This is a genomic window from Vibrio sp. KUL78 (assembly GCF_059725505.1).
The window spans coordinates 1,576,631-1,591,225 of the sequence record NZ_AP045837.1; the positions used below are offsets into that span (position 1 = coordinate 1,576,631).

The window sequence follows — 14,595 nt, forward strand, 5'->3', positions numbered from 1 at the left end:
TGCTATGTACTTTCTGTTTTGTAATACAAAAGCAATTGAATTACGAAATTGAAAGTTTAGACCACCGTGGGTGGTCCAATTATGAATAAATGTTAATGGCAGGGAATGATAGTGATAAATCACTCTATATTGATAGAATTAACCAATAAACAGCCAGATACCGACGCCACACATTAATGTGCCTGCAATGCGATTCATGGTTTTGACGTTCTGAGCCTGACCCAGTGTGCGTTTCAGGCCCTTACCGCCCGTGGCATAAATAGTCATACAAATAAATTCACTGAGTAAAATAATTCCCAACATTATTGAGACTTGAAGCGTCATTGGTTTCGACTGATCGATGAAAGGAGGGAGTAGGGAGATCATAAATGCCCAGCCCTTAGGATTGGCGATCGCGGTGATAAAACCTTGAGCGACCAAATCCCAATCATTGTGCTTAGGTTGATGTTCCATATCTGATGAGATAGCGAGCTTGCCTTTAGAACGCCACATCTGAATACCAAGATAGAACAGATACGCTGCGCCTATAGCTTTAAAAGCAAAAAAGATGTCTGGGTATTTGAGCATAACGGCAGCGATGCCAAGAATGGCAGCTAAAGCAACAAGAGCGACGCCCAACAGTTCTCCAACCATCATCCAAAGGGTTCGTTTGTAGCCGATACTCATTCCCATAGTGAGAGCGAGTGTCATACACATCCCTGGTGTGATCGAGACGAAAAAGAAGGTGGGGATGAATAGTGAAAGTGTTGCCCAGTCCATAGTTACTGTTTTTAGAATATTGAACGATTTCGTATTAATAGCAGACATTTCGTGACAGAACTATCAGTTTGTTAAACAGAATGGAATGTTTATCTTATGCACTCGGATGGAGTTAAATAAAGCAGGTCGTTGGTTTAAAGCATGCTGTATGGATGGCTGGTTAAATGTTAGTCAATTACACTGCCTACGGTTTGAAACACCTAATTTTAACACTTTGACATACAGGGTGTTTACATTCATTGTGAGGGTGCAATCCAACAACGTTCACAGGAATCAAAGAAATGGACTTAAAAAAAACCATTCGCCGAGTTAGTACCCTCATCGTCGCCTCCCTTACTACCATTGTCGCAGTTAATGCTCATGCGGAAGATAAAGTTTACCGACTAAAACTTGCTGAGACATGGGGACCAAATACGCCTATCTTAGGGGATGCGAGCAAGAATATGGCTAAGCTTGCGAAAGAGATGTCGAATGGACGCTTAATCATTCGCATCGATTCTGCCAATAAGCATAAAGCGCCGCTGGGTGTGTTTGATATGGTGAAATCGGGACAATACGACCTCGGTCACTCAAGCTCTTATTACTGGAAAGGTAAAGTGCCAAACACCTTGTACTTCTCCTCGATGCCGTTTGGTATGACAACGATGGAGCAGTACTCATGGTTCTATCATGGTGGCGGTCTAGAGCTGATGCAAAAAGTCTATTCTCCACACAACCTGCTTTCTTTCCCAGGCGGAAACTCTGACATCCAAATGGGAGGCTGGTTTAAGAAAGAGATTAACTCTGTTGAGGACCTAAAAGGTCTGAAAATGCGTATCCCAGGTTTTGCGGGTGAAGTCTTGGCGCAAGTAGGGGCGAAACCAACCAATATTGCTCCTGGTGAGCTTTACACATCCCTAGAGCGTGGCACCATTGATGCGCTTGAGTGGGTAGGCCCTGCTTTTGACCTTCGAATGGGTTTTCAGAAAATCGCACCTTACTACTACACAGCATGGCATGAGCCTGGTTCCGAGACACAATTTCTCGTAAACAAAAAGGTTTGGGAGAAACTGCCGGACGACCTTAAGATAATCCTCGAAACCTCTTTCCGTGTCGCTGCTTTTGACATGTATACGCAAGCGTTGCATGAGAATGCCGACAGCTGGTCTAAGATGAGCTCAGAGTACCCGGACATCAAGGTTCGCAGCTTCCCACCTGAAGTCATCAATGCACTGAAACAAGCAAATGGCGAACTATTGAAAGCGCAGGCTTCAAATGACGAACTAGCAAAAGAGATCTTGGACTCTCAAGCCAACTATCTAACTAAAATGCGCGAGTGGACGAACATTTCTCTGCAGGCCTATCTTAACGAGCAAGCTCAATAGGCTAATGATTAAACTAGAAAGCCCTGCGTCTCTGCGCAGGGCTTTTTTAATGGGAGTTGTTTTTGTGTTTGATGGCGTGTTATTGAGGAGCGCGGCTAGTAAACGAGATATCCTTCCCTTGACCAGCACCAATCATCACCGCTTCAAAAATAGGTTTCGATGCTTGATTCGGGTTTGACCAGTTTACGATGAAGTTTGCCCCAACACCGCCACTGGTTTCTCTTTTCTCTACTAAGTACTCAGAGCTTGATAATGGGCTGAGTTCGTAACCTTCCTCCAAAAACTGTCTGACCAAGTTACCGTTGGTATCGAAGTAATCAATGCTATGGATATTAATGCTGTTCTTCGGGTCGGTATTTCTCACCACTAGCGTTGTTTCAAGCAGCACGGCTTTACCACCATCGGTGTAGATATGTGAATAGGCCGGTACATAGGCGCTGGTGGCGTCACTGCCGTTTGATGCGATTGTTACGCGTTCAATTTGCTGTGCCTGATGGCTCAATTTCTCTTCAATGGTATCGACAGATTTCACCAAGGTACCCAGGTAAATCGCGAGTCCGATAACAAGAATAGTGGAAATAATGGAAACGATTTGGCTGGCGTTACGATTCTCAGTCATAGAGTCTCCTAATAGGAATTATTTTTGGGGTCTTCCTTATTGTACTAGCAAATAAACGGATAGCGAATTTGTTCAGCAAATCAGACTGTTACCTAGATCGACATAGTGTTAGAAAGTGTAATGCTAAAGTCACTATATTGGTGCATTGAACGCACTAAGATGGTGACGATTTTGATGCACATTGTCATTTTTGGTTCCTTGTTTTAACAGCCCTCTTGTGACAGAAGAGGGTTAAACCACACAAAGTACGGGTATATAAATTGCAATGTAATCAATAAAGTAGATTCAAAGGAATGAAAATGAACTTAACTTCTGAAGAAAAACGTTGGTTACCTTGGCTAGGTAGTACCGGAAAAATCGCCATGCGGAAGGCGTGTTTCTCCAATCGAGATAGAATCACCGAACTAGAGCAAACGTTCGAGAGCATTGCACAAACTAGGGTCAAACTGCTGGAAGCATGGACTCAAAACCAGTGGCGTTTTCTAGAAGATGCCGCGTTTTACCTCTCCTCAAAGGCGGAAGATGAGCGTGCGGAGGCGCTCGACCTATTACTACGCAGAGGTAAGGATTTTACTGAGCTGTTTTTGGTTGATGAACATGGCTCCGTCTTAAGTTCGACCAGTAGAGAATATATTGGTCATCAGAGCGCATCGAAGAAAGCTCTTGACCTTGCGAGGAACAAGCCGTTTCTGCATGGCCCGTACGTCGATAAAAAGACCTTAGATATAGGTCCGTCATCCTCCAAGTTTCATGATGCTGTGACCTTGATGTTCTACCAGCCCCTCAATATTGATGATGCTGATGCACCGATCCTTTGTGGACGTGTACCAAATGACGTACTGGGGGATTTGATTCAGCGAGAAGCAGGGCATATCTACAGTGAATCGGGTGACAACTATCTGTTTATGGTTGAGTCCAACTTTGACCCGTCAATAGCGCAGGGCGTTGCGTTATCTCGTTCGCGTTTTGAGGACAATACTTTTTCACACGGAGAGAACCTAAAACAAGGTGTGCAAACAGACTGGGGAACCGTGAAGATCCAAAAACATACTGAGTTTGAGGTTGTGTTTAATGATCCAGCGACCAATCAACTTCACCCGGGTGTTCGAGAGACCATTAAAAATGGCAGCAATTTGTATGTCGATTATCCAGGTTACTCAGACTACCGCCATATTCCGGTAATAGGCAAAGGCGTCACGTTCAGACTGCCGGGCTCAATTGATACCTGGGGTATGATGTGTGAATCCGACTTAGAAGAAGTACATCGACACCGTTCTCTGGTTGGCCGCTTAACGAGACGTTTTATGGCATCCGCTATGGCAGTGACTTTGCTACCGGTGATGCTACAACACTTTCTAAGCCTAGACGCATACACAAGCGCTGGTTTGTCTTTCTTATTTGCATGCTTACTTACTGTGTTGTTCCGAGCGAGAACAGCCAAGCCTTTGTCGCGTAGCCTCGAACAGATGACTGGTGTGATGAAGGTATTGGCAGAGGGGGATGGAAACCTTAAACAGCGACTGGACTCATCGAAGTTTAAGGCTGATGAAACCGGTGATCTAGGCCGCTGGACCAACAGCTTTATCGATAACCTCGAAACCGTAGTTTCTGAGTTAGTCTTCGCCAGTCGAGAAGTGAACAACGTATCGGAATCGATGTTTCGATGCAGTCAGCGACTTTCTAAATCGAGTGAAAGCACCTCAGAATCGATCTCTCAGCTGATTGACCTCTCTCAAAAGCAGGTTGGCGAAATCAGTTCAGCCAATGACAATGCACGTGAAATGCACGTACTCATGACAGAGTCTGTCGAACAAGCGAGAAACGAGTATGAGACGGCGCGTAACAGTGCCGAGACAATCAAGGCGATCGTCCAATCTTCATCAGCGAGTGTGAATGATGTGAATAGTGAGATGGAAAAGATTAGTGACATTGTCACACTAATTACGGATATCACTGCACAAACGAACTTGCTTGCACTTAATGCAGCCATAGAGGCTGCGAGAGCGGGAGAGCACGGACGTGGGTTCTCTGTGGTTGCCGATGAGGTGAGAACGCTTGCCGATAGAACGGCGGCAGCAGCTAAAGATATTGGTGACTTGATGGAGCAGCTTCGTCACCAGTCTGAAAAAGCGGTGACGACGATGAGAGCTGGTATTGATAACGTAGAAAGTAATGCCTATCTTGCAGATAACTCGAAACAAAACGCTCGATTACAAGAATCGGTAAACTCGCTTTTTGATGCCATCACTGGCTTGGCAAGCATGAGTAACACTAACTCTCAAACGGCAGAATTAGCAGCCGATTCGACGGGCTCTTTGCAGTATCAATCGAAGCAATTAGCACGTCGAACTGCACTAATGCAAAACTCGATATCAAGGCTGGATCAATTGGTTGGTCGTTTCGAAGTGTAGGGTAGTCTCTGTAAAAGATGGCTTAATAAAAGGGAGAGACTATAACTGGTCTCTCCCTTTTATTATTTAATCGACGGGATTGGCTACGTTGTTTTTTGCTATTAACTCTTTTAGCTTAGCTTTGTCGACAATCACGCTCCCTAGGCCTTTATTGCGCTTGGCTTCATACATAGCAAAATCGGTATAGATTAGTAACTGCCTGATACTCAAATCACTACTGTCAGGAAGGAATACACCAATTGCCGCATTTAGGTCCAAGGTCAGATCATGTCCGCGAACACCGAATTGAAAACTCTCTAACTTGGGTAAGAGTTCTCGAAGTAGCTCATTATTCATGGGTGCGATAACAACAAACTCGTCGCCACCGATTCGGTAGCTCGTGCCTTTAACAGTCTGGCGAAGTAATTTAGCGTAACAGCGTAGTACCTGATCACCAACGGCGTGGCCGTAGGTGTCATTAATTTGCTTAAACCCATTTAGGTCAATAAAAATTAGGCCGTTACCTTTACCCAAGGGTTGCTTGCGAATACGGTTTAGAGCATAGCGGTTTTTTAACCTGGTCAAAACGTCATGATTAGCTCGGTGATTAGTCAAATAACCAAAGGTGATCGTCACTAAAATAAATAGACCAAGCAAAATATTGATGACGTTCAGTCGCTGTTTATCGAGCTCTTTCTCGTTCAATTCTCGCCAATTCGCTGGAGGTTGATAGCGATGATGAATCGTTTCGGTGTCTACAAAGTCGAGCGTTCGATTAAAGAGTTTCGATAGTGTTGCGCCACGTTCTGTTTTTGGAAAACCAAACGTCAGCTGAGATCGATAGAAAGGCTTAAAATAACGATCCTCGGTAATCTCAGACAATGACTGTTCATAAAGTAACGTATTGAGAGTGACTCGGTTGGTCACCGCATAGTCGATGGTTTTACCTATTAGCCCGCGCACCAAAGCTTCAGTATCTTTGAAGTAGACCAGTTCTTTGTTGGGAAGGAGGCGACGAGTAACGGTCGCAAAGACACCGTTTTCGACCACACCGACACGCTCAGCAAACAGCTCCGAGATATGGCGATATACCTCTTCTTTGTATCCGACTCGTTTAGCGATAACACCATCAATAGATGCGTACGGGTCGCTGAAAATAAGGCGCTCTTTACGGTGATTAAGATCAGCAATCGGAGTCATGATCTCATGTTCGCCGAGCATGAGTTTCTGCAAAGACGCTGCCCACGGTTCATCAGGCTGGAATACCAATCGGCACTCAAGAGAACCAAGGCGACAGATCTCATTGACTAGATCTACCGCGACTCCTGTCACGACACCGTTTTTATCAGTAAAAACATATGGCTTACGAGGGTTGAGGTAGACATTGATAGGATCTTCCAAGTTTAGGCCCGAAGACTCAATATCATTTTTAAGCTGTTTAATGGCTATCTCGGTAATGTAGCTTTCAATATAGCTGCGGATCTGTTTCTGTACTGATTCCTGAGCGATGATACGGCTGAACTTTGCAAGGAGCGGAGCATTTTCGGATTTATTAGTGATTATCGAAACTGGTGGTATAGACACTTTATCGTTGATCAGTGTCGCCTTAAAACCTGCACTCAAAAACCATTCGAGCTGCAAGAATGTACCTATGTAACCGTCGATATCGCCACTTCTTATACTCTCAAAGGCCACCTCATTATCGAGAAAGCCCAACACGCGTTTCTCAGGATAATAGCGCTGAATAATATCGTTAAATGCTGTCCCCATCGTGGTACCGACCACATGGATATCATCAAAACTCTTGTCTGTTTCGGTGAACAAGTAAGTCGGTTCAATATTGATGGGTGGCGAGAAGATAAATCGCTGCGCACGCGCTTTAGTGAAAGTAATGTTGGCTATAAAGTCCAATTGACCACTTTCTATCGCATTAAGTCGCTCACTGAAATCGGGGTAGTCTACATATTCAAATGCAATATTCGCTTCTTTCTCTATAGTCGAGAAAATAAATCGCGCTAAGAAGTCACGTTCATGAGCAGAGATGTAGTACGTCTTATTGTCTGGCGTGTCCGCAAGCGCGTTAGAAGTCGCTCCAGAGAAAAGAAATGCAGCAGAGACAAGAAATACAAACATGTTATGTATACAGCGAATTCTCAACTCCAACTACTCCTTCCATGGCTTGGGGGCGAGACACGTTTTTTATTCTAGTCTCTATTAACCATAATGCAATGTTAACTGACTGAAATCAAAATAAAAGTCGTGGTTTGGTAAGGGTGAGCATTGTTGTGTCGGTTATGGCGGCAGGTTTGGTAGAAAAAAGGCGGCAAGTGTCGCCGCCTTGTGGGTCTATTCTGTCACGAGTTGTCCTGATTTTTGGAATACAAAGCGCCAAACAAAAAGAACAAACGCGATGTAGCTAAGACCAACAGCTAACGCTTCCCAGTGGTAACCGGAATACATAGCAATTGGCATCAGAGAAATAATAAATATATCGGTGATGGACCCTGGAACATAAGCAATAGCATAGTCGTCCAATACTTTGCTTTTCATATTTGGATCGACGATGCGAAGTAGCGCAATACCCATTGCGACCGTACCCGTTAGCCATCCCCAAGAAAAGATGCCTTTCTCAAACCAGTTATCGCCAAGTATACGGGGTGCCACCCAGAAAATAAGGAACAGAGTGAAACAAATACCGCCGATGGCAAGTAGAGTCATTGGTAGCAGATATTGCACGAGTACTGTAATTTTGATGGCTGAAATACCAAACACGATGAGGTAGTCAGTACTAATGCCCGAGGCATGATTGAATGCGCCGTCACACAGGTATTGAGATGCACCAGTACGTTGAGCCACCATACGCACGAACATTCCGCCTAGAAAACCCGTTACAAAGGTTGGGATTTGAACTTTGTCATGAAAAGAAGACAAAAAATCCGCTGCCACATAAGAAAAAGCGGTCACGACAACCACCAAAGCAGCATGAATCGCAAAGGAGTCAACGGACAACGACGACATGGTTGATTTCATCGCCCAGCGTTGCTCACCCTCTTCAATAAGACCTTTACGTTCGTGATTATTCATCTTTTGAAAGCTGTTAAAGCGTTTGATTAAGCCAAGCTTGAGGGCAACTTGTAAAATGATCATGCCAACAGAGATAGAGATAAAAATACCTGCGGTGGCAAACGTAAGGCTTAGCGTAAACGCATCTTCCCAGCCAAGGTTTGTGAAGATATCACCGACAACCGCCGAGGTGCCGTGACCGCCCATAAAGCCTGCCGCCATAGGGATCCCGAACGCTGGTGTTAGGTCAGAGAATACAAAAGACGCTAAAAACAGACCAAACATCGCAGCAAACAACCACTGAGATACGGAGGCGACTTGGTTGAACGCCCACATACTACCTGCGCGTTTTGCCACGACTGAAGGTGACGGAACATCGGTTGCAAGACCAAGCGCTGAGAAAAGTGCAGCAGTTAAAAGACCAGCGTTGCTTGCAAAGGTGTCTGTCCACGGCAGAATGTCAGCGCCTGCGGGGCCAAGCGCCAAACCGAGAAGGCCAGCAATCACCGCAGATGGTAAGTACATTCTTTGGAAAACAGTAAGGTGTACTCGAAGTACTTTCCCTAAAAGCAGCAGTCCGCCAGCGATCGCAAGATCGGACAGCATCAATCCGTTAGGCATAAAAACTCCTATCGTTATAATAGTTTATTGCTCGCTAGGCGAGCAGAAGTAGCCAAATTGCTACTCAGTCACATTGTGTATTTGGTCAGTGAGGTTCGGGCAAACAAAGCCGGTCACCGAGCCTGAATAGAGAGCGCCATAATTGGCAGGCTTCTCAAAGAGTCGAGGGTCATTCCCCTCTAAATGATGTGAGCGTGATGAGAGTCCGATCCTCATCGAGACGAGTTACTTGAAGACCACTTAGTTTGGATGGTAGTCATAACAACCAAAGCGGTTTAGCAACAGATTTGAGTGATTACTCAATTGCTCAAGGTGGCGCATCTTAGAGAAATGTCAGCGCAAAATCAAACTTGTGCCTGAGTTTATTGAGGAGAAGGGGACTTCCATGATCTTTATCAAGCAGCGCGCCTTCGTCTTCAAGACGCGCTGCATAAGTGAATGCATAGGTGAATGCATGACCAAGTGCTTTACACTGCGACGGCACCACCAGTGTTATCACGACCACGATCGCGTTTAGCAATATACAGTCCCCACATGGCAAGAAGCGCCATGACTAACATTATGACGCCAAGCGGCAGTTGACTGCTCGCTGGTATCACCGATGCCGCGAGCGTAGCAAGACCCGCACCGAGGTTCTGCATCCCACCGAGAACTGCACCACCTGTGCCAGCATGATTCGGAAACGGGGTCAGCGCGCCGGTGGTTGCAGCCGGAAAGAGTACGCCAGCACCCAAGAAATAGACCGTTGAACCAATGGTTAATGTCCATGCATCTGTGCTGCCCTCTAAACCTGGAATAAGGACGATCACAGAGCCAACAACAATGGCAACCAGACCGAACTTAAACGCCGCTGCATTACCAAATCGTTTTGCGATGAGCGACGAAAATCCTGCCCCGAGTAAATACCCTGGGATTGGCATGACAAACAAAATACTTACCGTAAGCGCAGAAAGCTTCAATACACCGCCAAATAGCACACCAGCTGCTGCTTCAAACACTGCGACTCCAGCAAACGTCGCCACAAGACAAATCACGTAACCTTGGAAGCGGCGATCGGACAGAACAAATCGATAGTTGTCCACTGCCGAGCTTTTCGTGCGACGCTCTTCAGGCAGTGTTTCGACCAACTTCGATGACATCACGATGACTACGGCAACAGCGAAGAGCGTCAAAAATAAGTAGCTTGAACGCCAGCCTAACGTCTCTGTAAGCAGGCCACCAAGTACTGGTGCTAGCAGAGGCGAAAAGATCACGCACATACTAATGATGCTGTTTGCACGATGCAGTTCTTCACCAGAGAAACAATCGCGAGATAGGGTGCGAGACATTGCACCACCGCTGCCGATACCTGCGCCTTGGACAAAACTTCCTAGCAAAAACAGTTCGAATGAATGAGCAAATAAGCTGATTAGCGCACCAACTAGGTAAATCGCAAGTCCCGAGATAATGATAGGTTTGCGCCCAAGCTTGTCCGACAATGGTCCGTATATAAATTGTGAAAGACCATAGGGAATCAAGTAACACGCCATAACAGCTTGCAGCATAGCAGGATTAACGTGGAACTCTTTTGCCATCTGACCAATTGAAGGCACGTACATCGTCTGGGTCATTTGACCGACTGCGGTCAAAATAGCGATTAAAAAGGTCAGCTTAGCTAATGGAAACTTGGATGACATTTCTCAAATATCTCTTAAACAATAGGAAGTGATTAAACCTGCCTAGGAATAGCCCTGTCAGTATTAGGGCGCAGATATTAGAGTCAGTTTGGACTTTCATCAATAACAAAGCGTGATATTAATCACGATAAAAATTTCAGTTATTGATTAGAAAAAATAATGCGAGCATTCAAGGTGTGAATGCTCGCATTTGGTTATTTTGCCCCAGCTTGAGCGACCGTTAGCAAGTCGACTTCTGTCGCTGCTGCATGCTGGTACACGTGAACATCACGTTGCGGGAATGGAATACTGATGCCATTGCGATCAAGTTGTTTCTTCACTTCTTCGGTGACTTCCCAGTAAACATCCCAGTAGTCTTCCGTTTTCACCCAAGGTCTGACGATGAAATCTACGGAACTTTCGTTCAAGGTATGGACATAAATCATCGGTTCAGGTGACTTTAGTACTTTCGGGTGTGCTGCAAGAATGTCTGCAAATACCTGTTTTGCTTTATCTATATCATCACCGTAGCCAATACCAAACGTCATATCTACTCGACGAGTTTTCTCCGCTGTGATGTTGTTTATGGTGTCGCCCCAGATCTTATTGTTTGGAATAACGAGGCGCTGGTTATCTACGGTTCGTATTGTCGTAGAGACAAGGCTCATGTGGCTAACGGTACCCGATATTCCAGCCACTTTTACTAGGTCCCCAACATCAAATGGACGATAGATAAGAATCATCATGCCCGATGCAAAGTTTGACAGGGTATCTTGCAATGCAAAACCGATGATAACACCCGCAACACCGAAACCAGTAAGCAGTGGACCAAGTTCGATCCCTAATTGTGATAATGCGATTAACAGACCGAGTGCGGTAACCCCTTTCTGAGCCATTGAGACAAAGAAATCTTGCATCAATACACTGAATTTCATGGTTGAGTGACTGACACTCTTGCGTACGGCTTTACCAACAATTTTTGCAAATGAGCGCGATAACCAAAGAATGATACCAAAGACAAAGATCTTAACGATAAGCGATGGTGTGTGTTCCATTGCCCAGTCTTTGAAAGCGCCTAGCCATTCGGTGAGCAGCCCCATAATGACACTCACATCGAGGACGTCGGTGCTAATATCACCTGTGATCGTAAACAGCAGCTGTTTGTATTCGGTCGTGTCGACACCATATTTTTCAAGCAGGGTAATGCTTGATTCGAGACTTAAGATCAATAGGTTTATCTGACCAGTAATCCTAATGGCATCTTCTTGTAGCGCCGCTTTCTCTTCTTCAGGCAAATAAGCGAGTCGGTCATTGACATCATTCAGTTGACTGTCGAGATACAGAACCGAATTATAGAGAAAATCTGCTCGTTCCTTAAGGTCACGTTCTAGAATGGTGCGTGCCTTTGTAGTGTCTATGCCCAGATCTGACGCCCATACTAGCGTCGTAGAGAGATCTGAATAGTATTCATCCATTGTGGTGATGCGTTTTTGCATAGCGAACTGAACTTCGTCTTTCGCTGCATCACTTGCTTGTTTTGACTCTTTTGATAAGCGTTTGAGATCTTGCTCATTAGCGGCGAGAAGGTCCTGCATCAACCTTAGTTGACTCGCGACAATCTGCTTGTTGATTTCTGCATCTTTATTGCTGGTTAAACGCTCGGACAGTGATTGTCGTAAGGCGTCATTTTTGCGATCGATGATGCTCTCTTCAAAACGGTTTAGCTCAGCGCTCGCGCTGAGGCGTTCAACGTCTAGAATCAATGCCTCTGACTGCGTTAATAAAGGGTTGTCGGTTGACGATACGCTGTCCGAAGCCAAAGTTGCAATGGGAGAGGCAGTTCCAATTGCCAATGTTAAAACAAGTGCTAATTTGCTTTTCATTCGCTTTCTCAAAAGTTAGTTGGATTCAGGGTTATCGCTGGGCGATCCACAAGTACGTTTTGCGTGTAATCCAGTAGCCAGCTTTAGCCACTGCTTTGATTACGGTGAACGTGAAATTGGCGATGGAAGTAATCAGGTCGCCAGTACCTACCATCAGTTTGTAAGCGTCGGTATGTTGAAATTCTCTATAGGTCATCGTGTCTGCTCCTCTTTATCTGGAGCACATAGTAGCGGGATAAAAATTGTAAAGTTGCCATTTTGTGCCACAGGCGTTGAAAAGCCGATGAGACTAACTGAGAGGGGAATGATGAGCGATATAGGACACGATAGAGCAGCTATTTGATCGCTCAATATCACGGTAAGAAAATGTTTCAGCGTGTGTTTTAGGGAAAAGTAGAGCACTAAAAAAGCCGACAACGTGTCGGCTTTGCAATTTAGTGAGGGCGTAAACTGCTGAAACTATACAGTGGTCAGCATTCTTATTAATGGGCGCCGGATTTTAGATGCCCTTTACGACTGCGAAGGCCTGCTTCGAGTTTCTTAAGCGATGCTGCGATCGCGGGGTACATGACGTCATGGGTCGCTTTAGCAGAGACTCGTACACCTTCGTAGTTAGTGAATATTTCGACTTCGTGTTGGTCGTGCTCTTTTCTAATGATGATGTCGCTGCTAATTAGTTGCGGGAAATGAGCCGCAATTTTCTCAAACTTGCTTTCTATCTCTTCTCTTGAGTCGTCACCGATAGATACGTGATGGGTCTGAATGTTTATTTTCATTAATTTCACCTCTCCTTTCACTACGTATTTTAAACGTAGCAAAGGAGAGGGCGTTTGACAAAAATAAGAAGGCTTTTCTTTTTATTTCATAAGGTTAGTTTGAAAGCGCTTTTTCAAGCTGCTTCACAGAATAACTGTATGTGAACCAAGCGCTTACTCCGGCAAGGACATTCCCGATTAGCGCCCCGTAGAACAGCCCTTGGATCCCTCCAAGTTGTGCGCCAACCCACAAACAAGGTAAAAAGAAGGCAAACAAGCGTAGTGTAGAGATGGTCAATGCCGTCTTGGCTTTACCTAGTGCATTAGATATTGACACCATCAACATACAGACACCGAGAGGACCTAGGCTGAACGGCACCAAAATAAGGTGGTAGTTCAATATCTGATATACGTTATCTTCACTGGTCATCAGCGCAGAGAGCTGGTTGGCAAACAACAGCGTGATGAGTGCCACAACAAACTGAAAGCCCAAAATATAGGCAACGGCGATGTTCACGAGCTTCTTAATATCGACCAGATTCTTAGCACCCAAGAGCTTACCCACCATAGGTGGCATCGACATGGTCAGTGCAAGCACGGTTACGATAGCAAAGAACTCATAACGAGAGCCAAGAGCCCAAGCCGCAACCGCAGCCGTGCCAAATGTCGCCAGCAGTTTTGTCGCTAACATAGAGGAGAGTGGCGGTAATAACTGGCTCACCATAGCGGGTGCCATGATCTTCCATATCGATCTTAAGCTCTCAGCAATATTCACATTAGACCAATTGAATGACGCCCAGTTTTTAGAGACAACCTTAGGCGCAACAACCAAAATACCAATACCAAACGCCACCACGGTCGCGATAGCGGCACCATTAATCCCCATATCAAAGGTAAAGATAAACAGTGGATCGAGGGCGAGGTTGATAATGCTGGTGATGACCATCATCATGCCAGGAAGAACAGTATTACCGTTTGCTCGGCACACACTGTAATAGAAATAGAGTACAGCCCCTACCCAAGAGCTTAACAACCAATAAGGCCAGTAGCTATCAATGACAGGGTAAACGGATTCTGGAGCGCTCAGCATTGCTAGGATAGGGTGCCGGATAAACCAAATCACCACACCAATGATGGCGACGCCTAAACTACCGAACACGAGAATTAATCCGCCGAGCTGCTTGGCATACTCTTCATTGTTAGCGCCGAGTGCACGAGAAATAATGGCTGTCGTTGCAATACCCAAGCCTACTTGAATCCCGATGATCACCATCTGCATTGGCAAGGTAAAGCCTTGCGCTGCCAAAGGCAGTACGCCGAGTTGACCAATGAAGGCACTGTCTACCAATTGGAAACTCATTAGCGAAAGCACACCCAGTACCATAGGTAAGGTCATGTTGAACAATTGCTTGGCTAACTGTTTAGAATCTTTATCCACGTTGTTCTCTTTATTTTGTGTTCCGACTTATTGTCACGAACGATGGCT

At 45.3% G+C, this 14,595-nt stretch carries 10 protein-coding genes and 1 pseudogene; 2 read left to right on the forward strand and 9 right to left on the reverse strand.

Annotated elements, in window-relative coordinates; all coding sequences use genetic code 11:
* Positions 1-138: 138 nt before the first annotated feature.
* Positions 139-759: a LysE family translocator gene (locus tag AC6I8Y_RS07475; protein ID WP_042475539.1), complete on the reverse strand. Its 621-nt coding sequence runs from the start codon at positions 757-759 to the stop codon at positions 139-141.
* Positions 760-1,040: 281 nt separating this feature from the next.
* Here AC6I8Y_RS07475 and AC6I8Y_RS07480 point away from each other — a divergent pair, with 281 nt between their 5' ends.
* Positions 1,041-2,123 carry a TRAP transporter substrate-binding protein gene (locus AC6I8Y_RS07480; RefSeq protein WP_394152206.1) on the forward strand — a complete coding sequence of 361 codons (1,083 nt, stop codon included), beginning with the start codon at positions 1,041-1,043 and terminating at the stop codon, positions 2,121-2,123.
* A 79-nt stretch (positions 2,124-2,202) separates the two neighbouring features.
* On the opposite strand, the gene AC6I8Y_RS07485 is transcribed toward AC6I8Y_RS07480, so the two are convergent.
* Positions 2,203-2,742, reverse strand: a complete 540-nt coding sequence (locus AC6I8Y_RS07485) for a DUF3124 domain-containing protein (RefSeq protein WP_052412961.1) — start codon at positions 2,740-2,742, stop codon at positions 2,203-2,205.
* 299 nt (positions 2,743-3,041) lie between these two features.
* Here AC6I8Y_RS07485 and AC6I8Y_RS07490 point away from each other — a divergent pair, with 299 nt between their 5' ends.
* Complete coding sequence (locus AC6I8Y_RS07490) at positions 3,042-5,153, forward strand: methyl-accepting chemotaxis protein (RefSeq protein WP_394152210.1); 2,112 nt, start codon at positions 3,042-3,044, stop codon at positions 5,151-5,153.
* A gap of 66 nt (positions 5,154-5,219) precedes the next feature.
* On the opposite strand, the gene AC6I8Y_RS07495 is transcribed toward AC6I8Y_RS07490, so the two are convergent.
* The 7 genes and pseudogenes from AC6I8Y_RS07495 to AC6I8Y_RS07525 form a co-directional block, all read right to left on the reverse strand.
* Positions 5,220-7,265 carry a diguanylate cyclase gene (locus AC6I8Y_RS07495; RefSeq protein ID WP_498021298.1) on the reverse strand — a complete coding sequence of 682 codons (2,046 nt, stop codon included), beginning with the start codon at positions 7,263-7,265 and terminating at the stop codon, positions 5,220-5,222.
* Positions 7,266-7,478: 213 nt separating this feature from the next.
* A complete protein-coding gene (locus tag AC6I8Y_RS07500) occupies positions 7,479-8,816 on the reverse strand; it encodes a sodium/glutamate symporter (RefSeq protein ID WP_498021300.1) in 1,338 nt (445 codons plus the stop codon).
* A 467-nt stretch (positions 8,817-9,283) separates the two neighbouring features.
* Positions 9,284-10,492, reverse strand: a complete 1,209-nt coding sequence (gene emrD / locus AC6I8Y_RS07505) for a multidrug efflux MFS transporter EmrD (RefSeq protein WP_498021302.1) — start codon at positions 10,490-10,492, stop codon at positions 9,284-9,286.
* Between the two features lie 194 nt (positions 10,493-10,686).
* On the reverse strand, positions 10,687-12,354 hold the full coding sequence (locus AC6I8Y_RS07510) for a mechanosensitive ion channel family protein (RefSeq protein WP_498021304.1): 1,668 nt from the start codon (positions 12,352-12,354) through the stop codon (positions 10,687-10,689).
* 31 nt (positions 12,355-12,385) lie between these two features.
* Positions 12,386-12,550 (reverse strand): hypothetical protein, encoded by a 165-nt coding sequence (locus AC6I8Y_RS07515; RefSeq protein WP_156111054.1) that lies wholly within the window; start codon positions 12,548-12,550, stop codon positions 12,386-12,388.
* A 289-nt stretch (positions 12,551-12,839) separates the two neighbouring features.
* Positions 12,840-13,130 (reverse strand): annotated as a pseudogene (gene hpf, locus AC6I8Y_RS07520) (ribosome hibernation-promoting factor, HPF/YfiA family); the annotation flags it as partial.
* A gap of 94 nt (positions 13,131-13,224) precedes the next feature.
* Positions 13,225-14,505, reverse strand: a complete 1,281-nt coding sequence (locus tag AC6I8Y_RS07525) for an MATE family efflux transporter (RefSeq protein ID WP_394152389.1) — start codon at positions 14,503-14,505, stop codon at positions 13,225-13,227.
* Between the last annotated feature and the right edge of the window lie 90 nt (positions 14,506-14,595).